General features: G+C 66.2%; 22 protein-coding genes. 6 read left to right on the top strand and 16 right to left on the bottom strand.

Annotation, left to right across the window (positions count from 1 at the left end):
* Positions 1 to 57: 57 nt before the first annotated feature.
* Positions 58 to 810, bottom strand: a complete 753-nt coding sequence (locus RMR04_RS17440) for a pyridoxine 5'-phosphate synthase (protein ID WP_311909596.1) — start codon at positions 808 to 810, stop codon at positions 58 to 60.
* Positions 811 to 1,045: 235 nt separating this feature from the next.
* Here RMR04_RS17440 and RMR04_RS17435 point away from each other — a divergent pair, with 235 nt between their 5' ends.
* From RMR04_RS17435 to RMR04_RS17425, 3 genes are all read left to right on the top strand, one after another.
* The gene (locus RMR04_RS17435; RefSeq protein WP_311909595.1) at positions 1,046 to 2,755 is read left to right on the top strand and encodes an ATP-binding protein; all 1,710 of its coding nucleotides are present in this window, start codon (positions 1,046 to 1,048) and stop codon (positions 2,753 to 2,755) included.
* Between the two features lie 241 nt (positions 2,756 to 2,996).
* The gene (gene rpoZ, locus RMR04_RS17430; protein ID WP_311909593.1) at positions 2,997 to 3,389 is read left to right on the top strand and encodes a DNA-directed RNA polymerase subunit omega; all 393 of its coding nucleotides are present in this window, start codon (positions 2,997 to 2,999) and stop codon (positions 3,387 to 3,389) included.
* Positions 3,390 to 3,561: 172 nt separating this feature from the next.
* Complete coding sequence (locus RMR04_RS17425; RefSeq protein WP_311915870.1) at positions 3,562 to 5,787, top strand: RelA/SpoT family protein; 2,226 nt, start codon at positions 3,562 to 3,564, stop codon at positions 5,785 to 5,787.
* Between the two features lie 94 nt (positions 5,788 to 5,881).
* On the opposite strand, the gene RMR04_RS17420 is transcribed toward RMR04_RS17425, so the two are convergent.
* Positions 5,882 to 6,433, bottom strand: a complete 552-nt coding sequence (locus RMR04_RS17420) for a TetR/AcrR family transcriptional regulator (protein ID WP_311909592.1) — start codon at positions 6,431 to 6,433, stop codon at positions 5,882 to 5,884.
* 140 nt (positions 6,434 to 6,573) lie between these two features.
* Here RMR04_RS17420 and RMR04_RS17415 point away from each other — a divergent pair, with 140 nt between their 5' ends.
* Positions 6,574 to 7,368 carry an SDR family NAD(P)-dependent oxidoreductase gene (locus RMR04_RS17415; RefSeq protein ID WP_311909590.1) on the top strand — a complete coding sequence of 265 codons (795 nt, stop codon included), beginning with the start codon at positions 6,574 to 6,576 and terminating at the stop codon, positions 7,366 to 7,368.
* Positions 7,369 to 7,383: 15 nt separating this feature from the next.
* On the opposite strand, the gene RMR04_RS17410 is transcribed toward RMR04_RS17415, so the two are convergent.
* Positions 7,384 to 8,142 carry an SDR family oxidoreductase gene (locus tag RMR04_RS17410; RefSeq protein ID WP_311909589.1) on the bottom strand — a complete coding sequence of 253 codons (759 nt, stop codon included), beginning with the start codon at positions 8,140 to 8,142 and terminating at the stop codon, positions 7,384 to 7,386.
* 202 nt (positions 8,143 to 8,344) lie between these two features.
* Between RMR04_RS17410 and recO the strand changes: the two genes are divergently transcribed.
* Both recO and parC read left to right on the top strand, forming a co-directional pair.
* Positions 8,345 to 9,073, top strand: coding sequence for a DNA repair protein RecO (recO, locus tag RMR04_RS17405; protein ID WP_311909587.1), 729 nt, complete (start codon positions 8,345 to 8,347; stop codon positions 9,071 to 9,073).
* A 237-nt stretch (positions 9,074 to 9,310) separates the two neighbouring features.
* The gene (gene parC, locus RMR04_RS17400; RefSeq protein WP_311909586.1) at positions 9,311 to 11,557 is read left to right on the top strand and encodes a DNA topoisomerase IV subunit A; all 2,247 of its coding nucleotides are present in this window, start codon (positions 9,311 to 9,313) and stop codon (positions 11,555 to 11,557) included.
* Between the two features lie 144 nt (positions 11,558 to 11,701).
* On the opposite strand, the gene RMR04_RS17395 is transcribed toward parC, so the two are convergent.
* The 13 genes from RMR04_RS17395 to RMR04_RS17335 form a co-directional block, all read right to left on the bottom strand.
* Entirely contained in the window at positions 11,702 to 12,307 is a 606-nt protein-coding gene (locus RMR04_RS17395; RefSeq protein ID WP_311909585.1) for an outer membrane protein, read from the bottom strand.
* Positions 12,308 to 12,399: 92 nt separating this feature from the next.
* On the bottom strand, positions 12,400 to 13,425 hold the full coding sequence (locus tag RMR04_RS17390; protein ID WP_311909584.1) for a DUF2336 domain-containing protein: 1,026 nt from the start codon (positions 13,423 to 13,425) through the stop codon (positions 12,400 to 12,402).
* A 166-nt stretch (positions 13,426 to 13,591) separates the two neighbouring features.
* Positions 13,592 to 14,944 carry a PepSY-associated TM helix domain-containing protein gene (locus tag RMR04_RS17385; RefSeq protein ID WP_311909583.1) on the bottom strand — a complete coding sequence of 451 codons (1,353 nt, stop codon included), beginning with the start codon at positions 14,942 to 14,944 and terminating at the stop codon, positions 13,592 to 13,594.
* A 35-nt stretch (positions 14,945 to 14,979) separates the two neighbouring features.
* On the bottom strand, positions 14,980 to 15,354 hold the full coding sequence (locus tag RMR04_RS17380) for a hypothetical protein (RefSeq protein ID WP_311909582.1): 375 nt from the start codon (positions 15,352 to 15,354) through the stop codon (positions 14,980 to 14,982).
* A 359-nt stretch (positions 15,355 to 15,713) separates the two neighbouring features.
* The gene (locus tag RMR04_RS17375) at positions 15,714 to 16,793 is read right to left on the bottom strand and encodes a DUF2336 domain-containing protein (RefSeq protein ID WP_311909581.1); all 1,080 of its coding nucleotides are present in this window, start codon (positions 16,791 to 16,793) and stop codon (positions 15,714 to 15,716) included.
* A 146-nt stretch (positions 16,794 to 16,939) separates the two neighbouring features.
* Positions 16,940 to 18,139 (bottom strand): UxaA family hydrolase, encoded by a 1,200-nt coding sequence (locus RMR04_RS17370; protein ID WP_311909580.1) that lies wholly within the window; start codon positions 18,137 to 18,139, stop codon positions 16,940 to 16,942.
* Positions 18,136 to 18,486, bottom strand: coding sequence for a UxaA family hydrolase (locus RMR04_RS17365; protein WP_311909579.1), 351 nt, complete (start codon positions 18,484 to 18,486; stop codon positions 18,136 to 18,138). The genes RMR04_RS17370 and RMR04_RS17365 overlap by 4 nt, the downstream gene beginning before the upstream one ends.
* Positions 18,486 to 19,133, bottom strand: a complete 648-nt coding sequence (locus RMR04_RS17360) for an RraA family protein (RefSeq protein WP_069691101.1) — start codon at positions 19,131 to 19,133, stop codon at positions 18,486 to 18,488. The genes RMR04_RS17365 and RMR04_RS17360 overlap by 1 nt, the downstream gene beginning before the upstream one ends.
* A gap of 235 nt (positions 19,134 to 19,368) precedes the next feature.
* The gene (locus RMR04_RS17355; protein WP_311909578.1) at positions 19,369 to 20,115 is read right to left on the bottom strand and encodes an arginyltransferase; all 747 of its coding nucleotides are present in this window, start codon (positions 20,113 to 20,115) and stop codon (positions 19,369 to 19,371) included.
* A gap of 159 nt (positions 20,116 to 20,274) precedes the next feature.
* Positions 20,275 to 21,729, bottom strand: a complete 1,455-nt coding sequence (locus RMR04_RS17350) for a TRAP transporter large permease subunit (RefSeq protein ID WP_311909577.1) — start codon at positions 21,727 to 21,729, stop codon at positions 20,275 to 20,277.
* Positions 21,726 to 22,229: a TRAP transporter small permease subunit gene (locus RMR04_RS17345; RefSeq protein WP_311909576.1), complete on the bottom strand. Its 504-nt coding sequence runs from the start codon at positions 22,227 to 22,229 to the stop codon at positions 21,726 to 21,728. The genes RMR04_RS17350 and RMR04_RS17345 overlap by 4 nt, the downstream gene beginning before the upstream one ends.
* Before the next feature lie 93 nt (positions 22,230 to 22,322).
* Positions 22,323 to 22,796 (bottom strand): RDD family protein, encoded by a 474-nt coding sequence (locus RMR04_RS17340; RefSeq protein ID WP_311909575.1) that lies wholly within the window; start codon positions 22,794 to 22,796, stop codon positions 22,323 to 22,325.
* A gap of 86 nt (positions 22,797 to 22,882) precedes the next feature.
* Entirely contained in the window at positions 22,883 to 24,145 is a 1,263-nt protein-coding gene (locus RMR04_RS17335; RefSeq protein WP_311909574.1) for a threonine ammonia-lyase, read from the bottom strand.
* Positions 24,146 to 24,152: the final 7 nt, after the last annotated feature.

Raw genomic sequence — 24,152 nt, 5'->3', positions numbered from 1 at the left:
TCGCTTTCTCAAGCCCCGAAAGATGTCAGGGCGCTTTCTGTCGGGGCGTCGTCTTGCTCAGATCCCGGCGCGACCCTGGTCCATCGCCTGCAGCATCCGCGCGATCGCCTGTTCGAAGCCGATGAAGATCGCTTCGCCGATGAGGAAATGGCCGATGTTGAATTCGACGAAGCCCGGCACGCCGGCAAGAAGGCGGGCCGTCTCGTAGTCGAGCCCATGCCCGGCATGGACTTCGAGCCCGAGCGTCGCGGCAAGGGCCGCCCCCTTGGCGAGGCGCTGGAACTCGGCTTCCGCCTTGGCCGTCTTGCCGTCCTGGACGGCATGGCACCAGCTGCCGGTATGCAGCTCGACGACCGGCGCACCGAGCTCGGCGGCCATCGCGATCGGCGCCTCGTCGGCCTCGATGAAGAGCGAGACGCTGCAGCCCGCCGCCTTGAGGCGAGCGATCTGCGGGGTCAGCGCGGCGCGCTGGCCGACCACGTCGAGCCCGCCCTCGGTGGTGCGCTCCTCGCGTTTCTCCGGCACGAGACAGGCTGCATGCGGCTTCAGGCGTTCCGCCAGCGCGACCATCTCGTCGGTCGCCGCCATCTCGAAATTCAACGGTTTGGTCAACTCGGCCATCAGCCGTTCGATGTCGGCATCGCGGATATGGCGGCGATCCTCGCGCAGATGCGCGGTGATCCCGTCGGCTCCGGCGGCGATGGCCAGATGCGCGGCGCGCACCGGATCGGGCAGGGCGCCGCCGCGGGCATTGCGCACCGTCGCGACGTGATCGATGTTCACGCCCAGCCGCAGTCGGTTCGTCGTCATCACCGTCCCTCGCTCTTATCGCGCGTGCATAGACGCGAGGGGCCCGGGGCTCAAGGCAAGGAATGTGATCGGCGCGGCCAGTTTCGCTGATGAGTCCGATGCCGCTGCTCTTGTTGGCGATTTGGTAACCGCGTCCGCAAGCGCAGCTCGCGCGCCATTGCCCGTTAAAGGCAATCGTAAAGGGCCGGGATTACGGTCCGAACTTGATCAGACCAGCGAAAAGGCAGCCGTGGGCGTGCAGCTTGCAGTAAAGACCGTACAATTCGGAACCGATGTCGCGGTCGACCGGCGCGACGCCAACCAGCCGCCCGATCGCGCATTGGGCCGCGTCGTGTCCTGCGACGGCTCGCGCGCGACGATCGCAAGCATGGTTTCCGGAGACAGCGCGGTCGGGCCCGATTCCTGGACGATCGGCAAGATGATCTCGATCAGCCTGGGGCATACCCGCACCGTCGGGCTCGTCTACGAGATGTCGGCGGTCAAGACGGTCTGGGATGAGACCTCCGACAACGCCATTCATGTGCAGGTCGAGCTCTTGGGCGAAGTCTCGGACATCGATGGCGAGGCGCCGCGCTTCCAGAGCGGCATCAGCAGCTATCCGCCGATCGGTGCCATCGCCCATCGCATCCGCGCGGGCGATCTCGCTTTGGTCCACGATCTCGGCGCGCGCTCGGGCGTGTCCATCGGCCATCTAACGCAGGATTCGAGCATCCCCGCGACGGTTTGCATCGAGGACATGCTGTCGCGCCATTTCGCCGTCCTCGGCACGACCGGCGTCGGCAAGTCGAGCGCGGTCTCCCTGCTGCTGCGCAAGGCGGTGGCCGCCCGTCCGCGCCTGCGCGTGCTGATCCTCGATCCGCATAACGAATACGCCCATGCCTTTCCCGACAAGGCGCTGACGATCGACAGCGAGGGGCTCGATCTGCCGTTCTGGATGTTCAGGCTGGAAGAGCTCGGCGACGTGGTCTTCCGCGGCCGCCCGCAACTCGATGAGGAAGGCGACATCCTGCGCGAGGTCATCGCCACGGCGCGCGAACGCTACCGCGCGCCCACGGCGCTGGATATCGCACGTGATCTCGGCACATCGCTGCTCAAGCGCCCGCTCGACATGGGTGGCCCGCGCGACCCGGGGGAGGCGACGGGCACCACGCTCGACGCGCCGACCCCTTACCGGATGAAGGATGCCTTCACGGTCATCGACGAATTGATCGGCCTGCATGAATTGCGCTGGTCGCGGGCATCGCTGCGCTCGCTGAGGGTGCGCCTCGAGGCGCTCCACAAGGATCCGCGCTACCGTTTCATGTTCGCCCGCGCCAACATGATCGAGACCATGGCGCCGATCGTCAGCCAGATCTTCCGCGTGCCGCATTACGGGCGGCCGATCACCGCCTTCCAGCTTGCCGGCCTGCCGTCCGAGGTCGTCAATGCCGTCGCCTCGGTGCTGTCGCGTCTGGCCTTCGACCTCGCGGTGGCGAGCCATGGCGCCTATGAAGTCCTCGTTTTGTGCGAGGAGGCGCATCGCTATGTGCCGTCCGACCCGGCGCTCGGCTTCGCGCCGACACGCCAGGCTATCGCCCGCATCGCCAAGGAAGGCCGCAAATATGGCTGCTATCTCGGCGTCGTGACGCAGCGGCCCGGCGAGCTCGATCCGACAATTCTGTCGCAATGCTCGACGATCTTCGCAATGCGCCTGTCGAACGAGCGCGACCAGCAGATCATCCGCTCGGCGATCTCGGACGCTTCGGCGAGCACGATCAACTTCCTGTCCTCGATCGGCAACCGCGAAGCGATCGCCTTCGGCGAAGGCGTCGCCACGACGATGCGGCTGCGCTTCGCCCGGCTCGACAAGCACGAATTGCCGGCGATGGCGGGCGGGCATGCGCTCGGCGCCGATGCGCGCGAGCCCAGCCTCGACGACATGGTCAGGCGGATGCGCGGCGGCTGAGGCGAGAGCCGGACGGGCGGCGCTAGAGCCGGATGATGTCAGATGGAATCACACAGTGATCCCATCTGACATCTGAATCCGTCTCGCATCTAAAAGTGAGAGCAGGATCGATGCGAAAAACCGGTTCCCACTTTTTCGCATCGATCCTGCTTTAGCAAAATCTTGCAATTGGCCCGCATTGGCTGTATGGCCGGGCCACATCATCTTCCCCTGCATCGCTAAGATCAGAAGGAGCCGCGCCATGGCTCGCGTAACCGTTGAAGACTGCATCGACAAGGTCGACAACCGCTTCGAGCTGGTGCTGCTCGCCAGCCACCGCGCCCGGATGATCCAGTCGGGATCGTCGATCCTGGTTCCGCGCGACAACGACAAGAACCCGGTCGTCGCGCTGCGCGAGATCGCCGACGAGAAGCTGAAGCCCGAGGATCTGAAGGAAGACCTGATCCACTCGCTCCAGAAGCATGTCGAGGTCGATGAGCCGGAGGCCGAGACCGTGCCGCTGCTCACGCACTCGGTGCCGAACGCCTCGGCGCCTGATTCCGAGGTCCAGTTCGACCGCATGAGCGAGGACGACCTGCTGCGCGGCCTCGACGGGCTCGTGCCGCCGACCGAGAGCGCCGACGACGAGGACTGATCGTCACGCAAAATCTTCATTGCGTTTGCTAAAGCCCGGCCTTGCCGGGCTTTTTCATGCCCGCCACACAGGAATCCGCCTTGCCGCCTTCCCCGCCCGCGCCGATATTGATTGATCGAATGGGAAGCAGGCAGGCCGTCTGGCTAAGCAGATATAGAGGGCCCGCATGGGCATGATGCGGCAATACGAGCTCGTTGACCGGGTCAGGAGCTACAACCCCAATACCGACGAAGACCTGCTCAACCGGGCCTATGTCTACGCCATGCGGGCGCATGGCACGCAGAAACGCGCCTCGGGCGACCCGTTCTTCGCCCATCCGCTCGAAGTTGCGGCCCTCCTGACCGATCTCAAGCTCGATGATGCGACCATCGTCGCAGCCGTCCTGCACGACACGGTCGAGGATACCGCCGCCACGCTCGAAGAGATCGAGAGCATGTTCGGCCCCGACATCCGCCGGCTGGTGGATGGGCTGACCAAAATCAAGAAGCTCGACCTCGTCTCCAAGAAAGCCGCGCAAGGCGAGAATTTCCGCAAGCTCCTGCTCGCCATCGTCGACGATGTCCGCGTGCTGCTGGTCAAGCTCGCCGACCGGCTCCACAACATGCGCACCTTGCATTTCGTCGCGCCCGAGAAGCGCCTGCGCATCGCCGAGGAAACCGCCGAGATCTACGCTCCGCTCGCTGGGCGCATGGGCATGCAGGAGCTGCGCGAGGAGCTCGAGGAGCTGGCTTTCCGCCACATCAAGCCCGAGGCGCACGCCACCGTCACCAAGCGGCTGGAGGAGGTGACCGAGCGCGAGGGCAAGGTCATCGGCATCATCGAGAAGGATCTGAAGGAGAAGCTCGCCGCACGCGGCATCCAGGCGCAGGTCTCGGGGCGGCGCAAGCGGCCCTATTCGATCTGGAAGAAGATGGAGCGCAAATCCGTCTCCTTCGAGCAGCTCTCCGACATTTTCGGCTTTCGCGTGATCGTGGATTCGGCGGAGGATTGCTACCGCGTGCTCGGCATCGTCCACATGACCTGGCCGATGGTGCCCGGCCGCTACAAGGACTACATCTCGACGCCCAAGCAGAACGACTACCGCTCGATCCACACCACCGTGGTCGGGCCGGGCCACAGCCGCGTCGAACTGCAGATCCGCACCGACACGATGGATCGCATCGCCGAGTTCGGCATCGCCGCGCATGCGCATTACAAGGACGGCCGCACCACTGAACTGACCCAGTTCGCCGATGAGAGCCGGGCCTATCAATGGCTCCGGCGCACGGTCGATCTGCTGGCCGAGGGCGACAGCCCGGAGGAATTCCTCGAGCACACCAAGCTCGAGCTCTTCCACGATCAGGTCTTCTGCTTCACGCCCAAGGGCCGCCTGATCGCGTTGCCGCGTGGCGCGACGCCGATCGATTTCGCCTATGCCGTCCATACCGATGTCGGCAACAGCGCGGTCGGCGCCAAGATCAATGGCCGCATCGCCCCGCTCCTGACCGAGCTGCAGAACGGCGACGAGGTCGAGATCACCCGCGCCGAGGGGCAGGCGCCGCCGGCCGCCTGGGAATCGCTCGTCGTCACCGGCAAGGCGCGCGCCGCCATCCGCCGCGCCACGCGCGCGGCCGTGCGCCGGCAATATGCCGGGCTTGGCCGCCAGATCCTGGAGCGTGCCTTCACTCGCGCCGAGCGGCCGTTCTCCGACGACAAGCTGAAAGCCTCGCTGAAGCGGCTTGCCCGCACCGCGGTCGACGACGTGCTGGCGGCCGTCGGGCGTGGCGAGATGTATTCCGGCGACGTGGTCAAGGCGGTCTATCCCGATCTCGAGCTCGAAAAGCGCGGCGCGCCCGAGGCGAAATCGGCCGGCGCTACCACAGGCAACGGCAAGGGCTGGTTCGAGCTGCGCAAGGGCGATAACCTCAAATTCAAGCTGCCGGGCGAGGCGCCAGACGCCGACAGCACCGCCATCCCGATCCGCGGGCTCGGCGGCGATCTGCCGGTGCGTTTCGCGCCCGATGGTGGCGCCGTGCCGGGAGACCGCATCGTCGGCATCCTGACGCCGGGCGAGGGGGTGACGATCTACCCGATCCAGTCGACCGCGCTCGCCGCCTTCGATAACGAGCCCGAGCGCTGGCTCGATGTGCGCTGGGATCTCGACGACAAGGCGCCGCAGCGCTTTCCGGCCCGCATCAAGCTGAACTCGATCAACGAGCCCGGCTCGCTCGCCCAGATCACCACGACGATCGCCGAGCATGACGGCAATATCGACGCGGTTTCGATGGTGCGCCCGAACCCGGACTTCACCGATGTGACGATCGATCTGACGGTCTGGGACCTGAAGCATCTCAGCGCCATCATCAGCGAATTGCGCGAGAAGCGGGTGATCAGCCGGGTCGAGCGCGTGGTCGGGTAGAGCGTTTTCGATCAGCTTGAAGCAATCCAGAGGTCTCGCTCTACGCCCCCTGGATTGCTTCGCTGCGCTCGCAATGACGGCCGGCAACCGCCCGTCAGGCCTCGACAGCGTCCAGCGTCGCTGAGAGCAATTCGTCTGAAAGCGCGGGGTCGTCGACCGTCCGCGCCAGGATCACCGCGCCAACCATCGCCGACCAGCGCGCCATGGCGGCTCGGCGCCGCTCCTGCGCGGTTTCGCCCGGTGCCGTCGTCGAGAACCGGTCTATCTGCTTTCGTACGGCCTCGGTCATGACCTGGCGCGTCTCGTCGTTGCAGCGCGCGGCCTCGGTGCCCAGCGCGCCGAACATGCAGCCGCTGCCGCGATCATCGCGATGTGCCGCGCTCAGATAGGACCGTGCGAACTCCGCGAACTCCATCTCCGCGAAGCGGTCGTTTTCCGGCGCCGGCAGCAGGACATGCGCGAAGGCCTTGGCGATCAGGTCGTCCTTGGATTCGAAGTGGTTGTAGAAGGCGCCATGCGTCAGCTCGGCGGCCTTCATCACCTCCGCGACGGTGACCGCTTCGAAGCCGCGCTCGCGAAACAGCCGCGCGGCCGCATCGAGAATCCTGCGCCTGTTCTCCACCAGCTTGTCGCGGCTGATCTTCATGTCCGGTCCTCCTCGTCGCTTGACACCATAGCTGATGGCGATCATCAAAACTCAATAATGATGATGATCATCATTGAAATGAGATTGGAGGCGACCCACATCAAGGCTCGTCTTCGCAGCCAGGCCCAGGAGCCACGCTCATGTCCGACCATCGTCCAACCGCCCTCATCACCGGCGCCTCGACCGGCATCGGTGCCGTCTATGCCGACCGGCTCGCTCGCCGCGGCCACGCTCTCGTCCTGGTGGCGCGCGACAAGGATCGGCTCAGTGCTCTGGCCACCCGCCTCAGGGCTGAGACCGGCGTCGAGATCGATGTCGTGCCGGCCGACCTGACCGATGCCGAACAGCTGCGGGCGGTCGAGGCGCGGTTGCGCGAGGACGCGTCCATCGGCCTTTTGGTCAACAATGCCGGCGCGGCCGGCCAAGGCAGTTTCGAGCAGGCCGACCCTGACAGGTTCGAAGGGTTGATCCGCCTTAACGTCACAGCCGTGACGCGCCTGACGGCGGCCGTGATCCCTGGCATGCTTGCGCGTGGCGGCGGCGCCATCATCAACATCGCCTCGGTCGTCGGCCTCGCTCCCGAGATGCCGCTTGGCGTCTATGGTGCGACGAAAGCCTTCGTCATCGCCATGTCGCAGGCGCTGACGGCCGAACTCGGCCAGCGCGGCATCTATGTGCAGGCGGTGTTGCCGGCTGCGACGCGCACGGAAATCTGGGAGCGTTCAGGCCGCGACGTCAACCAGCTCTCGGGCGTGATGAATGTGGACGATCTCGTCGATGCCGCCCTGATCGGCTTCGATCGGCGCGAGACGATCACGATTCCGCCGCTTCCCGATGTCGAGCAGTGGAATGCCTATGACGCGGCGCGCCGCGCCATGATCCCGAACTTTCCAAACGCCCACCCGGCGGAGCGCTATGCGGCCGGAGCGCGCTGAGGGGGCGGCCAAGCCTCAATGCGCGAAGAAGTGCATGCCGCCATCGACGGGGATGACGGCGCCGGTGATGTAGCGCGCCTGCGGCGAGGCCAGGAAGGCCACGAGATGCCCGATATCCTCGGGCTCGCCGAAATAGCCGGCCGGGATGTTGCGGGCGATGAAGGCCTGGCGGCCTTCCTCCGTGGGGTGCAGCTTGTTGAGGATTTGCTCGCTGTTGATCCGGCCGGGCGGGATCGTGTTGATGGTGACGCCCTCGGCGGCGACATCGCAGGACAGCCCCTTCGCCCAGAGATGCAGCGCGGCCTTGGCCGCGCTCGCCGCGTTCAGGCTGCGCGGCTCCATCGAGCCGCTGATATTGACGATCCGGCCCCATTTCCTCGCCCGCATCGCCGGCAGCACGGCCTCGGTCAAGCGGCGCGCGGCAGTGAAGTTGAGGGCGAAGGCCTCGTCCCAGGCGGCATCAGCGGCATCGGTCGAGATCGGCCTCGAGCCCCCGGCGCTGTTGACCAGGATGTCGATCCGGCCGAGTGCTGCCGTCGCCTCGCTGGCGATGCGGGCGACATCGCCGGCATCCGTGATGTCGCCGAGCACGATCGCCGGAGGCCGCCCGCCGGCAGCCGTGATCTCCTGCATGAGTCTTTCCAGAAGCTCGCCACGCCGCGCCGTGACAGTGACATGGGCGCCTTCCCCGGCGAGCACGCGGGCGATGCCGGCGCCGATGCCCGAGCTTGCCCCGGTGACGAGAGCGGTTCGTGAAGCGAGATCGAGATCCATGGCCGGTCCTCAGGCTTGTGACGGCTCTCATCCAAAGAGTGAGAGCATCCGCAATGCCTGAGGTGCCGACGTCGGGCAATTGGCCGGGCATGCGTCGCGGCGATGGTGTCGAGCGCGAGGCGCAAGGTGCAGGCTCCAGTCATGGCCAGGGCTGCCTACGGAAATGCTGGAAACTCTCGCGCATCCTGCTCTAACTGCGCCGATGGAATGGACCGACGAAGGCACGATCATCGGGCAGCGCCAGCATGGCGAAAGCTCCGTGATCCTGGAGGTGATGACGCTCGCGCATGGCCGCCATCTCGGCCTCGTGCGCGGCGGCCGCTCGTCGAAGGTGCAGGCCTCGCTCCAGCCCGGCAACGCCGTCTCGCTGACCTGGCGGGCGCGGCTTGACGAACATCTCGGCGAGTACAAGGTCGAACTGCTGAAATCACATGCGGCGCGCTTGATCGAGGCGCCGGTCGCGCTCTATGGGCTGGCGACGGTCGCGGCGCTGCTGCGCCTGCTGCCGGAGCGCGATCCCCATCCGGCGCTGCATGAGGGGCTTGCCGTCCTGATCCAGCATCTCGACGAACCACGCCTGGCGCCGGCGCTGGTGGTGCGTTTCGAGGTGGCGATGTTGTCGGAGCTGGGCTTCGGCCTCGATCTCACCCGCTGCGCGGTGACGGGGGCGATGGATGATCTCAGCCATGTCTCGCCGAAATCCGGCAAGGCGGTCAGCAGCCGTGCGGCCGAGCCCTATCGCGATCGCCTGCTCGCGCTTCCAGCCTTCCTCTGGGAGGGGCAGGGCGCTCGCGCGCCGACTGCGGCCGACATCGCGGCGGGCTTCGCGCTGACCGGCTTCTTCCTGCGCCGCCATCTCTACGAGCCGCGTGGCCTGACTGAGCCGGCCGAGCGGGCGCGACTGGTCGAGCTGGCGACGAAAATCCACTGATTTTTCCGTGTTTGCGGGCTTGTCCGCTTGGCGAAAGCTATACGCAGCCGGCATCGTCATGCGAAGTGATTCGCGCCGTTTCCCTCAGCCCTCATCCTGAGGAGCACTCCGCAGGAGTGCGTCTCGAAGGATGCTCCAGCCAGCGCCTTCTGGAACATCCTTCGAGACGCCGCTTGCGCGGCTTCTCAGGATGAGGGCTGTGGAGTGGATCGCACTGAGAGTTGGTAAGGTATTCCCATGGGCAAGCCTGTCGAGCCGCCGCCGGAGGACGAATCCGAGCGCATCGATCTGAAGACGGCGCTGGAAGAGCGCTATCTCGCCTATGCGCTCTCCACCATCACGCAGCGCGCCCTGCCGGATGTGCGCGACGGCCTGAAGCCGGTCCATCGCCGCATCCTGCACGCCATGCGGCTGCTCCGGCTCGACCCCGGCCAGGTCCACAAGAAATGCGCCCGCATCGTCGGCGACGTCATCGGTAAGTTCCACCCGCATGGCGACCAGTCGGTCTATGACGCGCTGGTGCGCCTCGCCCAGGATTTCGCCCAGCGCTACCCGCTCGTCGATGGGCAGGGCAATTTCGGCAATATCGACGGCGATAACGCCGCCGCCTATCGCTACACCGAAGCGCGCATGACCGAGGTCGCGCGCCTCCTGCTCGACGGTATCGAGGAGGACGCGGTCGACTTCCGCGAGACTTACAACGGGGAGGACGAGGAGCCCATCGTCCTCCCCGCCGCCTTCCCGAACCTGCTCGCCAATGGTTCGCAAGGCATCGCGGTCGGCATGGCGACCTCGATCCCGCCGCATAACGCCGCCGAACTCTGCGACGCGGCGCTCTATCTGATCCAGCACCCGGACACGACCTCCGAGCAGTTGATGACCTTCGTGCAGGGGCCTGATTTTCCCACTGGCGGCATCATCGTCGAGACCCGGGCCTCGATGGCCGAGACTTATCGCACCGGGCGCGGCGCCTTCCGCACCCGGGCGCGCTGGGTCAAGGAGGATCTGGAGCGCGGCGCCTGGCAAGTCGTCGTCACCGAGATCCCCTACATGGTCCAGAAGGGCCGGCTGATCGAGAAGATCGCCGAGCTGCTCAACGACAAGAAGCTGCCATTGGTCGCGGATCTGCGCGACGAGTCGGCCGAGGACATCCGCGTCGTCATCGAGCCGCGCGCCCGCAATGTCGATCCCAATCTGATGATGGAATCGCTCTTCCGGCTCTCGGAGCTGGAGGCGCGCATCTCGATGAACATGAACGTGCTGACCGGCGGCCTGGTGCCGCGCGTGCTCGGCCTCAACGAGACCCTGCGCGCCTGGCTCGACCATCGCCGCGAGGTGCTGCTGCGCCGCTCGCGCTTCCGGCTCGGCCAGATCGACAAGCGGCTGGAGATCCTGCGCGGCCTCCTGATCGTCTATCTCGACCTCGATCGCGTCATCAAGATCATCCGCGAGGAGGATGAGCCCAAGGTCGAGCTGATGCGCTTCTTCGAGCTCTCCGAGCTCCAGGCCAACGCGATTCTCGACACCCGGCTGCGTTCGCTGCGCAAGCTGGAGGAGATGCAGCTCAAGACCGAGCTCGACGAATTGACCAAGGAGAAGGGCCAGATCGAGGAGCTGCTGGGATCGGAGCCGGTCCAGTGGAAGCTCATCCAGCACGATATCCGCGAGGTGAAGAAGCTCTTCGGCCCCGAGACCGCGATCGGAAAGCGCCGCACCTCCTTCGCCGACATGCCCGACACGACCGATGTCGACCTGACCCAGGCCATGGTCGAGCGCGAGCCGGTGACGGTGGTGATCTCGAAGAAGGGCTGGATCCGGGCGCTGAAGGGCCATGTCCAGGATCAGTCGACGCTGACCTTCAAGGGTGATGACGGGCTGAAGACGGCGTTCTTCACGGAGACGACGGCCAAGCTCCTGGTGCTGACCTCAAACGGCAAGGTCTTCACGCTGGAGGCTTCCAAGCTTCCTGGCGGGCGCGGCTTCGGCGATCCGATTCGCCTGATGATCGAGCTGGAGGAGACCGCCGAGATCGTCTCGGCCTTCCCGTATCGGCCGGGGTTGAAGCTCCTGATGGTGACGACGGATGGGCGCGGCTTCATCGCCTCGACCGACGATGTCGTGGCCAACACCCGCAAGGGCCGCCAGGTGCTCAACGTCGAGACGCCGGTGTCCGCCCTGCTCGCCGTGCCGGCGGAGGGTGACCACGTCGCGATCATCGGCGAGAACCGCAAGCTCAACTGCTTCCCGATTTCGGAAGTGGCCGAGATGGCGCGCGGCAAGGGCGTGCGCCTGCAGCGCTACAAGGATGGCGGCGTTTCCGACGCCAAGGTCTTCAAGCTGGCGGACGGCTTGACCTGGCGCGACACCTCGGGCCGGACCTGGACGGTAGCGCAGAGCGAGCTGATGGAATGGCTCGGCCACCGCGGCGAATCCGGCCGCCTGCCACCGAAAGGCTTCGCCAAGAACAACAAGTTCGGGGGGTAGGCCACTCCGTCATTCTCGGGCTTGACCCGAGAATCTCTTGCCGGGGATTCTCGGGTCAAGCCCGAGAATGACGCCTTCGCTCAAGGACTTGCCTGCTGTTCTTGATTCAAATCCCAAGCGACCTGAATCAGATTGGCAGCCGCTTCAGCGGATCGCCTGTCCGACGACGCCGACTTCGAGTCCGAGCGTCAGATTGTTCGTCACCGCCCATTCGGCACCGACATAGGCCTCGGGCCTGACCGCGATATCCGAGCGCGAGAACGGGGCCGACCAGGGCGAGCCTCCGAAGCGCAGCGTCTCGTTGGCTGCCGACATGCCGACCTTGGTGTAGAGCAGGACATCGGGCGTCGCGAGCACGCCGGCCTTGATCTGGAAGGCACCGGCGAAGTCGCGGGTATAGGCGACATTGCCGAAGCTCGGCGTGCCGTAGCCGCCGATCGCGGGCATGTATTGCAGCGCGCCGACGATGCCATAGACGAAATTTCCGTCGCGACGCATCGTCCCGGCCTCGAGCCCGAAGGTCGGGCCGGCCGAGGTGCCGAGCCGCTTCGAGCTCGTCACCTGGAAACCGCTGGAGATGCGGGCATAGTTGCCCTCCCACTTCACGCCGCCGGGCGCGAGCGTCGGCTCCGACCAGGCGAAGGAGGGCAGGGCGTCGAAAGTGTTGAAGGGCAGGAAGACCTGCGCCTGAGCGCTCGCCGCGCTCAAGGCGACCGCGCATAACGCGCCGGAGAGAAGCGAACATCTCACGTCGAAGGTATCCTCGCGGCCAACCGTGGAACGTCTACCAGAAAGGGCGGCGATTGTCGCGGTTTTGTGGCGGGTCGCCTGCCGGCTGCGGCTCAGGCCAGCTTCAGCTTGAGCTTGAGGAAGCGCAGCGTGCGCTCCGCCGTCGCTGAATCGAGCTTCATATAGCTCTTCAGATCGTCTTCGGCGGCCTTCCTGGCGAAGATCAGGCGTAGTGCGCGCAAGGTCAGGATCGCCTCAAAAGCGGGGGCGCCGAGATTCAGGGCGCGGCACAGCACGGCGATGCCGCTGACGTCGCGCTGCATCAGGATTCGCAGGGATTGCTCGATGCTGATCTCGCCGGCCTGCGCGAAGATCTGCGCCAGGTGATAGGCGCGGTCCTCTTCGGCGAGCATGGTGACGACATCGTCGAGCGCACGCTTGCCGGCGGCGAGATCGACCAGCAGCAGCTTCACTTCCAGCCGGTGCTGGCGCGCCTGCCGCGCGAGCGTCACGGCCTCGTCATTGGGCTTCGACCAGAGCCCGTTCTCGTCGCTGAGCTCCTCGACGATGCGCATCACGCGGTCGGCCCGGCTCGGGCTCAGATTGGAGCGCGTCGAGAGGGCAAGGCCGATTCCGGCATCGCTGCCGCCGCGCTCGATCAGCCGCTCGAAGCCCTTGTCGGAGAGATTGGCGCCTTCATTGCCGCTGACGGTTTCGAGCACGACCCGGTCGCCACGCTCGACCAGGATGTCGGTGACGCTCTCGGACAGCCGGCTGCGTTCGGCGATGGCGGCGAGATGGCGCTGCGACTGGCTGACGGCGATGGCGGCGAGATCGGCGTCGGTCAGCACCGGCGAAAGCTTCAGCACGAGGCGCGCGACCTCGCTGTCGGGGTCGCCGGCCAGCGAGGTCGCGACCTCGCGCGGCAGGCTCTCCAATTCCGCGACCTGCTCGGCATAGTCCTTGCGGCCGTCGTTTTCGAGGCGGGGCAGCGCGTGCAGCGCGATCTTGCCGTAATGCTCCTTGGCGAGTTCGCTGGGCTCGTCGTCGGTCAAGAACAGGTCCGTGACGGCGTTCAGCAGTTGCCGGCGCGAATCCGACGACATGTCGGCCGGCATCTGGGTCAGGAAACGCAGCATCGAGCCCTCAGGGTGATTGACGTGCTGGTAAAATGCCGCGCCAGCACTTGCTTTACTCTTAAGCCGACCGCGCGTTTCCCGAGCATCGCTGCGGAATCGATGAGTTTTTCGTGCGATTTGCGGGCTCATCTCGCGAAAAGATCGCGAGATGAGCTATTTTACAACCTTAAGTTGGTGATTTTCTCGAAAGCAGGCGATCGAGGGTCAGCATCACGATCAGCGACGCGCCGACAAGCGGGAAGATCAGGCCGCCGACCGCCAGGATGGCGAAGACGCCATAGAGCGTTCCCGGGCGGGCCGGCAATGGCGGCACGCCGAGGCGCCCGGCCGGGCGGCGCTTCCACCACATCACGCCGGCCGAGACCGACAGCAGGATGATGGCTACGCAGGCGGCGAGCATCAGGAGCTGGTTCGCCAACCCGAATTCCTGGCCCATATGGACGTTGATGCCCCATTCCAATGTTTTGCCGAAGGGGCCGTAATCGGCGTAGCCCATATCGATCAACGGCTCGCCGCTATACTGGTCGAGATGGACCACGCGCTGGCGCGACAGGTCGTTGGGGTAAACCGAGCCGGTATAGACGCCCTTGGGGCCTGAGGGCAGGTTCGCGGCATATCCGGGCGCGAGGCCGAGTGCATCGAAGCGCGCAATGGCGGCGTCGAGGCCGATCGCCTGCCCGGGATTTGTGCCCGATTCCGGCATCTTTGCCTGTTCGAGCGACCAGGCGGTCGGGCCATGCTGATGCAGGTGATCGTCCGACATCGGCACCGCGACGCGCACGCCGGCCGGATAGCCGAAATTGTTGCCATTGGCCCATTCATTGACCTTGGCGCCCCAGAGCACGGACCAGGGCATGCCTGACAGCGCCAGGAACAGGATGAAGACTCCGGCGAAGATGCCAGTCACGGCATGGAGATCGCGCCAGAACACGCGCTGGCGCGGTTGTCCCCGCACCGTGACCACGCCGCCGCCACCTTTGCGCGGCCACCACAGATAGATGCCGGTCGCGACCAGCAGGATCGACCAGCCGCCGACGATCTCGATCACACCATTCGCGACCGGCCCGAAATAGGCCAGGCTGTGCAGCTGCCGCACCACCCACATCACCGTCCCCCGGTCACTGAGCATGCCGAGAACGCGGGCGTCGTATGGGTCGACATAGGCGACCTGTCGCGCTCCCGTGGCATCGCGGATCGTCACTTCGGCTGAGGCGCGGTCGGTTTCAGGCGGGACATATTTCACCGCTCGCCCTGGGGCCGCTGCGAGCGCGCTGGCGACGATCTTGCTCGGTTTGCGCGGCGCCTCCGCGCGCCGCTCGACCTGCTTCAGATCGCGATGGATCAGCCTGTCGAGATCCTGGTGGAACAGGTAGAGCCCCCCGGTCACCGCGAGCAGGATGAGGAAGGGAAGCGTCATCAGCCCGGCATAGAAATGCCAGCGCCAGACGGCGCGATAGAAGGATGCGGCGCGGTCGGCGGCGCGCATGGGCGCGGCCTCCGCCGTGGAAACGGTGGTCATGGAAAGGGTCCTGAGCTGGAGAAGAACGGGCGGGTTCAGCTCAGGACGGGTGGGGCGCGTGCGCCCAGGGGGTAGAGGAGCGCTGCGCGCAACGGCGCGCTCTGGCAGCGCTCTGCCGCCTCCACCGCGGCGAAGCGGTTGCTGCGTGCGGGCAGGGCGATGGCATCGGGCGCAGGCAGTGCGCCCGCGATCGAGGCGCAGCCCATGACGCAGCAATCGGGCGTTGGAGCCGGGTTGCCGGGGATGTCCTGCGTGACCGTGACGCCCGGCGTGCAAAGAACATGCGTCAGCGTGTTGGCGGGCGAGGCGGCAAGACCCGTCCCGATCGCATAGAGCACGCCTTGCAGGATGAGCGCATAGGCCAGGACCAGCGCAACCGCGCCGCGTCCCAGCCTGATCCTGTCGATCATCCCGCCCATATCCACCGGCTAAGGCGGGTCATCCGTTTGGTCAATCGCCAATCCGGGCGACAGCCTGCGCGATGAGACAGGCGCTTGAACGAACCTTAGAGGTTGCTATGGACTATGGGGATGATTTGACGCTGGCGATTTTGCGCGAATGCCAGAAGTTCGAGGACGCAAACCTTTCGGTTTGCTACGAAGAACGACGCCGCAGTCGCGCAAAAGCGCCGCGCCCTACGGGTGAGGTGAAAACGGCGGAGCTGCAGCGTCGCATCGCTTGCCGATACCAACGGTATCGTCTGCGCAATGCTCCTCCCATCTCCGGCGTTTTGACCTCATCAAATCGCCCCCATAGTCCATAGCAACCTCTAGGGCCGGCGCCGGGTATCGGTTTGAAGCTCGATCGTCTTGCCCGGCGCGTCCCCCGAGAGCTTGGCCTTCATGCGGGTGAAGCGCATGCCGCGCTCGGCCGCGGCCGAATCGATCTGGGCGTAGTGACGCAGATCATCCTCGATGCGCTTATTGGCGAACATCAACCGTCTCGCCCGCAGGGCCAGGATCGCCGCAAAGGCGGGATAGCCGACATCCAGCGCGCGGCAGGCCAAGGCAATGCCGTTGGTGTCCCGGCGCAACAGGGTTCGAAGCGCATGCTCGACCGCGATCTCGGCCTCCCGAGCGATGACCTGGGCGAGATGATAGGCGCGATCTTCCTCTGCGAGCATGAGCAGAACGTCGTCCAGCAGGCGTGTCTTCGCCGCCAGATCCGTCAGAAGGCCGGTCACCTCGAGCCGCTGCTGGCGAGCCTGCTGGGCGATGGCGCCGGCCTCGTCCTTCGCATCGGCATTGCCGCCGTCTTCACCGCCGAGCTCGGCAAGGATGCGCATCACGCGCTCGGCTCGCTCCTCGGTGAGATCCGAGCGGACTGCGACCGTCCGGTGGATCTCCCGCTCCTCGCGGCCGCGCTCCAGCAGGTGGTCGAAGCCGTTGTCGGAGAATTGCGCGCCCTCATTGCCGCCGACCGTCTTCAGCACGCCATTATCGCCACGCTCGACCAGGATATCGGTCACCTTTTCCGACAAGCGCGCACGTTCGGCGATCGCGGTGAGATGCTCCTGCGATTGGTTCAGGGCGATGGCGGCGAGGTCGCGATCGGTCAGGACTGGCGAAAGCCGCAGGACGAGGCGCGCAACCTCGCTGTCGGGATCGCCGGCCAGGGCATTGGCGACGCTGCGTGGCAGGTTCGGTTCCGCCGCAACCTCGTCCGCATAGGTCTGGCGTGCTCGCCGGTTGATGTGCCCCAGCGACGAGAGCGCGATCTCGCCATAGTGATATTTCGACGTCACCGTCGGGTCAGGATCGTAGAAAAACAGCTTCGTGACCACGTGGAGCAGGCGACGGCGCGACTCCGCCGAGGTCTCGCTAGCAAGTTTGTACAAGGAGTCCAGCATGACGCCCCCAAGCCGTTACCAGAGCATGCCAAGCTTGCGCGAAGCTTGCCTCATTGTGGCTCAAGGCGCCCACCGCGCAACAATTGCCCCATATTGGCGTGAACAAAACCTGTCGGGGTGGTGGTCCATCCCGCTGGCGGGCGCTGTCAGCCGGTCGGCAGGCAGGACGGGCCCAATGGCTCGAAGCTCTTATAGGTCAGGATGAATTCCTGATGCCCGAGTTCCTCGGACTTGGTCCGCGCGCCCTGGCCCAATGAGACCACGAGATCGCGGATTTCCGTGCCGACCTGATCGAGCCCGGCGCGTCCCTCGAGAATGCGGCCGGCATCGACATCCATGTCGTCTTGCATGCGCCGATAGGTCTCGGGATTGGCGCAGATCTTCACGACGGGCGAAATCGCCGAGCCGACGACCGAGCCGCGTCCCGTCACGAACAGCACGCAATGCGCGCCGCAGGCGATCAGCTCCGCGATCTCGGCATTGTCGTTGATGTTGGGGAAGCCGAAGCGCACCTCGCCATCGGGCACGACATCGAGCAGGTAGAGTCCGCCGCGCGGCGGGATGTCGCCGGGCTTGAGCAGGCCGGAAATGGCGGATACCCCCGACTTGGCATAGGCGCCCATCGATTTCTCCTCGATGGTCGAGAGCCCACCCTCGGCATTGCCGGCGGCGAAGGAGCCATAGCCCAGCGTCGCGTAATAGCGCGCCGCCTTGGCGACGGACTGCTCCAGGATCCGGCCGAGCTCGGGCGTGATCGCGCGCGCCGCCATGATGTGCTCGCAGCCGATCAATTCGCCGGTTTCCTCAAAAATGCAGGCAGCGCCCTCGGTGATGAGCTGATCGAAGGCGCGCCCCGCAGCCGGGTTTCCGGTAATGCCGGAGGTGCCGTCGGAGCCGCCGCAAACCGTGCCGATAATGAGCTCGGACACCGCCATCGGCACCGTTTCCTGCTGGTCGAGCACGGTGCGCTGCGCCTCGACCCAGGCGCGCCCCTCTTTGATCGAGGCGCGGGTGCCGCCGGTGCCCTGGATGATGATCGTCTTCACCGGCCGGCCCGAGGCCGCGACGACGCGCTCCAGCGCATATTTGTTGAAGCTCTCGCAGCCGAGCGAGACCATCAGCACCGCCCCGACATTGGGGTGGGTGCAGAGCCGCTCCATCATCTTTTCGGCATAGGCATTGGGATAGCAGCCGGGAAAGCCGATGACATGGACGTCGTTCTCGCGCCAGGGCAGGGCGATCTCACGGGCGACATGGTGGGCGCATTCGACGAGATAGGCGACCGCGACGGTGTTGCGGATGCCCTTGCGCCCGTCTGAGCGCAGATAGCCGGCAAGCTCGGTCATGCGTTCATCCCCGTCTTGTGTTCGTCTTCCTTGCGCTCGTCTTCCAGATGGTAGGTCGGCGTGTAGTCGCTCTTCATGTTCTGGACATGGACATGGCAACCCGCGGCGATCGCGACCGTTGCGACGCCGATCGGCGCGCCATATTTCAGGATCTTCTCGCCGGGCGCGATCGCCTGCCGCGCGATCTTGTGGGCGAGCGGGATGTCGCGGTCGAGGGCTGCCTTGCCTGCGCCGGTCTCGATCGCCTCGCCGGCGGGCAGCCGCATCCGCGCGACGAAGACGTTGTCGCGCGGGTCGAGCAGGATCAGGCGCGGATCGTGCAGGTTCTTGCTGATCTGGATCTGCATCAGAATTTGCCGAACTGCAGATAAGCGGCTTGCGGGTCGGTGCCGGCCAGGATTGCGGTGCGGACCTTGTTCTCGGTCGAGATCGCGGCTTCGGACTTGTCCAGAACCTCCTCGATCACCTCGATGGGAATCCGCACCACGCCGTCGCGGTCGCCGAGGATGTAGTCGCCCGGCCGGATCCAGACGGTGCCGATCTTGATCGGTTCGTCGATCGTCTTGGGCAGCCAGAATCCGACGATGTCGCGCGGCGTATAGGCCTTGAAATAGGCCTGGAAGCCCATCTCGATCATGAATTCGGTGTCGCGCGAGAGGCCGTCGATGACGCAGCCGCGCACGCCCTTGTTCTTCAGCGTCTCGGCCGAGAGTTCGCCCATCAGCGCAACCTCCTCGGTGTTGGGCTGGCAGACCCAGACATGGCCGGGCCTGGCGGCCGAGAGCAGGCCGGTCCAGCCGAGCAGGGTCTCATGCGCGTCGAACTCGCCGGTCTTGCCTTCGACAGTGAAGGCGGGGCCCGCCAGCTTGGTTCCGGGCAGGAGCGGGCGCAGCTCCGGCGGCAAGGTGAAATCGGTCAGTCCCATGGCGCGCATCACGTCATGGATGATGCCGGTGTAGCAGCGCTCGAGCCGCAGGGTCAGGTCTTCGCTCATAATTCCTCCGCGCTGGTCTCTGCATGCGACGAATGTGTCGCCCGGACCGGTTGGCGTCAGAGTGCGGGCAGGGCAGGGCTGCCGCAAGCGCGTTTTTCGCGCGGCGCGAATGCGTTTCAATCGGTTTAGCTAGGGCAAAGCGCTTTCGAGCGAAGTGGATGCCGGTTCGCGTGAAGAAAGCGCGTTAAAGCAAAGAGCAGGAGCAATTTCCGATCCGGTTGGATCGGAAATTGCTCTAGTCGACACGTTCCCAGCCCAAGGGAGACAGGCGTTCCTGGGGCAGGAAACGGGCCTTGTAGGCCATCTTGGGCGAGCCCTCGACCCAATAGCCGAGATAGACATAGGGAAGGCCGAGCTTGCGGGCGCGCTCGATATGATCGAGCACCATGAAGGTGCCGAGCGAACGCGCCTCCAGATTGGGGTCGAACACCGAATAGACCATCGAGAGCCCGTCGCTCAGCGTGTCGGTCAGCGCCATCGCGAAGAGATCGCCCTGGCCGCGACCGGTGAAGCCGCTATCGGGACCGCGCCGACGGTACTCGATCAGCGATGTCTCGACATGGCTGTCCTCGACCATCATCGCGAAATCGAGCGCCGACATCGTCGCCATGCCGCCCTCGGGGTGGCGTTCGTCGAGATAGGAGCGGAACAGCGAATAGTGCTCGGAGCGCGGCTGCGGCGGCAGCACCTGGCCGATCAGGTCGCTGTTGCGCGACACCACCTTGCGGAAGCCGCGCGACGGCCGGAAGTCGTCGACGCAGACCCGCACCGAGACGCAGGCCCGGCAGGTCTCGCAGGCCGGGCGATAGGCGATGCTCTGCGAGCGCCGAAAGCCGCCTTGGCTCAGCACGTCGTTGAGGTCGCGCGCACGCGCGCCCACGAGATGCGTGAACACCTTGCGCTCTTCGCGCCCCGGCAAATAGGGGCACGTGGTTGGCGACGTCAGGTAAAATTGCGGGGCATCCCGCAACGGGCGCGTCACGTCTCGAACCTTCGAACCTGCTGCTGATGACCGCGAAGTCTAGATCATGTTCCTGCTTGGTGGAAATGGCAACGTCACGCGAACGGCGATGGCTGGGCCCAAGCCTTTTGGCCAAGCCTTTCGACCAAGCCTTTCGACCAAGCTGCGGAGCGTTTCAACTCAAAGCTTGGGCGGGCCCAGATCCGGCATCTCGAGCGGCGGCGGCATCATCTGCTGGAAGCGCTGCTGGATATCGGCCTCCGAAGCGGTCGGCTGCGCGGCGATAGCCTGGCTGGCCCCGCCCGGATGCGTCAGCGCGGGCCAGGCGATGACGGCCGCGACGAGCAACATCTGCGCGACCAGGAAGGGCGCGAGGCTTTTCGCTATCGCTCCGAGCGGCGCGCGGGCGCTGGCGGCGCTGCGCGTCATCATCAGCGCATAGCCGAGCGGCGGCAGCAGAAAGCTCGTCTGCAGCACGAGCAGGGTCAAGACCGCGACCCAGACGGCGTCGTCGGCCCGCATCAGCATCGGCGGCATGATGATCGGGATCAGTACGAAGATGATCTCGAAGGCGTCGAGCACGAAGGCGGCGAGCGCGATGATGCCAAGCCCGAGCAGCACGATTCCGAGCGTCCCACCCGGGGCGGCGCTCATCCAGGAGGCGATCAGCTTGTCGCTGCCGAGGATGCGGAAGACGAGCGTGAAGGTCGTGGCGGCGATCAGCAGGGCGAGCAGCGCGCCCGTCATGGCGATGGTGTCGTCGAGCGCGCCGCGCAGGCGCGCGCCGTCCAGCCCGCCGCCGAGCCAGCCGGCAAGGCAGAGCCCGACCGCGCCCATCGCCGCTGCCTCGACCGCGTAGAAGGCGCCGCTGGCGACGCCGGCGAGCAGCGTCGCGATGAAGCAGAGCGTCGCGCCTGCGGTGATCCAGTCGCGCAGGCTCAGGCGCTCGCGCAGCGTGCTCGTGCCCCGCGTCCGCAGGCTGCGAACCGTCGCGATGACGAGGCAGGCGGCGAGGAACAGCGCGGCCGGCAGCATCGCGCCGCGGAACACGTCCTGCGTGTTGACGATCCGCGCGATGCGGCCCGTGCTGTTCAGCGCGATGGTGTGGGCGGTCATCATCGCGTCGCCGAGCAGGATGAGCACAAGCGAGGGCGGCACCAGCACGCCCAGCGTGCTTGCCACCGCGATCAGCGCGATCCGGTCCGCCGGCCTGACATGGCGGCGCGTCAGCCCCGGCTCGACCGAGCGGGTGAGCGCGATCGCATTCGCGCTGACCGAGCCGTTCATCGGCCCCAGCACGGCGCCAAGCATGAGCGCTGCCGCCGGGGCGCCGCTGGGCCGGCCGCCCGACAGGCCGAGGCCCGCGCGAAACAGCGTGTCGGTCAGCGGCAGTCGGTTGAGCAACGCACCCATCGCGGCGAAGAGCGGCAAGGCCTGGAGCAGGTCGGATTCGAGCAGGCCGACGACACGATTGGGCAGGGCAAAGAAGATGCCGGGCTCGATTGCGCCCGTCAGCATGGCCAGGGCCGCGCCCAGATTGGCGACGCCGATCAGGATGCCCCAGACGGGCAGGCCGGTGGCGACGGCGCCGAGCGCGACGCCGAGCAGCATGAGCAGGCCGAGGATGGGCGTCACGGCTCTTGCGCCCCACTGGCCGGGGCATCGCCGCGCAGGATGTCGGCGATGGCTTGAAGCAGGACCAGCAGGGCCAGCAGCGAGGCGGAGGCCTTGACCAGGAAATAGCCGGGATTGCTGGTGTCGGGAAAAGCTTCGAGCTGCGCCAGCGTGCCAAGGAGCGCGGAAAAGCCGGTTACCAGGATGAAGACGGCCCAGGGCGCCAGGGCGAGCAGCCCCAGCGCGCGGCCAAGGCATGCGCGCGTTCTGGGCGCGAAGTGATGTGCCAGCGTATCGGCCGCGAGATGCCGGCCCGCGCGCGTCGCTGCGGTCACGGCCACCGCGACATAGAGCGCAAACAGGCACTGCCCGAGATCATTGGCCTCGCGCGACCAGGCTTTCACCAGATCGCGCAGCGGCCATTGCAGGAACAGGATCGCGACCAGGGGCAGCGCCAGCCAGCGCGCCGCATCGACGCTGGCCTGGATAAGGCGATCGATCGCCGCGACGAACTGCGCCATGCCGATGTAAGCCCCGTGCGAAACGACGACACGAGAGCATGCGCGGGAGCGGCCGCGAAGCGATTTCGCCCCTCAGCTTGCGCCATCCACAGCTCAGCCGCGCACGACGACCAGCCCCGTCAGCAGGTCATGCCCGAAGCGCCGGTCGGCGCGCACGAAGCCGCAGCCGATATCGAGCAGCCACAGCGCGACCGTTCCGGCCGCGACATAAAACAGCAGCGCATGCACCGCCGCAGTCACGCCATCAGGCCGCCCGCCATTGGCGGTCTCGACCTTGAGGCCCGCCATGCGCATGCCCCAGGTCGCCTGGCGTGGGCCGCCGATCGTCAGCGCGGCATAGCCGAGTGCGGTTGCAACCGTCGCAATCGGGATCAGGAGCCAGGTCGCGCCGAAGGTGACGATGCCCAGGATCCCGAGCAGCACGATGATCAGCCAGCCCAGGAAGAACAGGATGATGATATCGCCGATCCAGGCGAAGAGCCGCGAGCTCAGCACGCCGCTGACGTCCTGGAATGGGCGCGGATCGATCGGCGTGATCGGGGATTGGCCGTAGCGCGGGTCGCTCATCGAAAGGGTCGTCCTGCTTTGGGCGCCAGGCTGCTTGGGGCGCCAGGGGGAAACAAAAAAACCGCGCCGTTCCCCACAATGTTTGATCAGCGTCCCGGTTCCGCAAGACCACGCGGCAAAACCCGATGCGGCGCGAAGCCGTTGGCGCGCAGCATCGCTTCGATCGCCTGCGAATGCGCGGCTCCGCGCGTCTCCACAGTGACGTCGAGGCTCACGCCCTTGGCGGGAACGTCGAGGAAGAGCCGGCCATGGCTGACCTCCAGGATGTTGGCGCCCTGATCGCCGAGCAGGCTTGCGACCTTGCCGAGCAGGCCCGGCCGGTCGCTGGTGGTGAGGCGGAAGGCGACGATGCGGTCCTCGCGCTCCAATTCGCGCACCATGATCGCCGCCAGCAGGCGGGTGTCGATATTGCCGCCGCAAAGTACGAGCCCGACCTTGCGGCCGGCATAGCGCTGCGGCTCCTTCAGCATGGCGGCGAGGCCCGCCGCGCCCGCGCCCTCGGCCAGCGTGTGCTGGAGGCAGGCATAGGCGTTGACGGCACGCTCGATCAGATCCTCGCCGACCAGGACGATGTCGGAAACCAGGCTGGAGACGATCGGCAGCGTCTGCACGCCCACCGTCTTGACTGCGATGCCCTCGGCCAATGTCGCGCCGCCGATCGCCAGATCCTCGGCGTTCACGGCGTTGAAGAAGGAGGGGTAGAGCGCCGCTTCCACGCCGATCAGTTCGATCTCGGGTTTCAGCGCCTTGGCGGCCACCGCATTGCCCGCCATCAGCCCGCCGCCGCCGAGCGGGATGATCAGCACGTCGAGATCGGGGTCGTCGTCGAGCATCTCCTGGGCGATCGTGCCCTGGCCTGCCATCACCGCTGGGTCGTCATAGGGGTGGACGAAGACGAGCCCCTCGGCATTCGCCAGTTCGCGCGCCTTCTGCGCGGATTCGTAGAGCGTTTCGCCGAAGAGCACGACGCGGGCGCCATGCGAGCGGGTGTTCTCGACCTTCACCAGCGGCGTCGTCTCGGGCATCACGATCGTTGCCGGGATGCCGAAGCGGCGGGCGTGATAGGCCACCGCCTGGGCATGGTTGCCCGCCGACATGGCAATGACGCCGCGCGCGGTCTCGTCCTCGTCGAGGCTGAGCAACTTGTTGACCGCGCCGCGCTCCTTGAAGGAGGCGGTCGCCTGCATGTTCTCGTGCTTGACCAGGATGGTCGCGCCGGTGAGTTCGGAGAGGCGCGGCGCCGGCACCAGCGGTGTGCGCAGGACATGGCCCTGGATGCGCCTTGCCGCAGCCTCTATATCCTCGGGCGTGATCGCGAAGGGCTCGTTCGGCTTTGCCTGCAGGGTCATGCGCGTG

The organism is Bosea sp. 685 (genome assembly GCF_031884435.1).
Classification (GTDB): Bacteria; Pseudomonadota; Alphaproteobacteria; order Rhizobiales; family Beijerinckiaceae; genus Allobosea.
Note: the sequence above shows the minus strand (reverse complement) of the source record. Positions and strands in the feature narration are given on the sequence as shown.

Bases quoted from the DNA above. Each gene is read 5' to 3' on its own strand.
- RMR04_RS17440 (WP_311909596.1), bottom strand. From the start codon at position 810: ATGACGACGAACCGACTGCGGCTGGGCGTGAACATCGATCACGTCGCG.
- rpoZ (WP_311909593.1), top strand. From the start codon at position 2,997: ATGGCTCGCGTAACCGTTGAAGACTGCATCGACAAGGTCGACAACCGC.
- RMR04_RS17425 (WP_311915870.1), top strand. From the start codon at position 3,562: ATGATGCGGCAATACGAGCTCGTTGACCGGGTCAGGAGCTACAACCCC.
- RMR04_RS17420 (WP_311909592.1), bottom strand. From the start codon at position 6,433: ATGAAGATCAGCCGCGACAAGCTGGTGGAGAACAGGCGCAGGATTCTC.
- RMR04_RS17415 (WP_311909590.1), top strand. From the start codon at position 6,574: ATGTCCGACCATCGTCCAACCGCCCTCATCACCGGCGCCTCGACCGGC.
- RMR04_RS17410 (WP_311909589.1), bottom strand. From the start codon at position 8,142: ATGGATCTCGATCTCGCTTCACGAACCGCTCTCGTCACCGGGGCAAGC.
- recO (WP_311909587.1), top strand. From the start codon at position 8,345: ATGGAATGGACCGACGAAGGCACGATCATCGGGCAGCGCCAGCATGGC.
- parC (WP_311909586.1), top strand. From the start codon at position 9,311: ATGGGCAAGCCTGTCGAGCCGCCGCCGGAGGACGAATCCGAGCGCATC.
- RMR04_RS17390 (WP_311909584.1), bottom strand. From the start codon at position 13,425: ATGCTGCGTTTCCTGACCCAGATGCCGGCCGACATGTCGTCGGATTCG.
- RMR04_RS17385 (WP_311909583.1), bottom strand. From the start codon at position 14,944: ATGACCACCGTTTCCACGGCGGAGGCCGCGCCCATGCGCGCCGCCGAC.
- RMR04_RS17380 (WP_311909582.1), bottom strand. From the start codon at position 15,354: ATGATCGACAGGATCAGGCTGGGACGCGGCGCGGTTGCGCTGGTCCTG.
- RMR04_RS17375 (WP_311909581.1), bottom strand. From the start codon at position 16,793: ATGCTGGACTCCTTGTACAAACTTGCTAGCGAGACCTCGGCGGAGTCG.
- RMR04_RS17370 (WP_311909580.1), bottom strand. From the start codon at position 18,139: ATGACCGAGCTTGCCGGCTATCTGCGCTCAGACGGGCGCAAGGGCATC.
- RMR04_RS17365 (WP_311909579.1), bottom strand. From the start codon at position 18,486: ATGCAGATCCAGATCAGCAAGAACCTGCACGATCCGCGCCTGATCCTG.
- RMR04_RS17360 (WP_069691101.1), bottom strand. From the start codon at position 19,133: ATGAGCGAAGACCTGACCCTGCGGCTCGAGCGCTGCTACACCGGCATC.
- RMR04_RS17345 (WP_311909576.1), bottom strand. From the start codon at position 22,229: ATGGCGCAGTTCGTCGCGGCGATCGATCGCCTTATCCAGGCCAGCGTC.
- RMR04_RS17340 (WP_311909575.1), bottom strand. From the start codon at position 22,796: ATGAGCGACCCGCGCTACGGCCAATCCCCGATCACGCCGATCGATCCG.
- RMR04_RS17335 (WP_311909574.1), bottom strand. From the start codon at position 24,145: ATGACCCTGCAGGCAAAGCCGAACGAGCCCTTCGCGATCACGCCCGAG.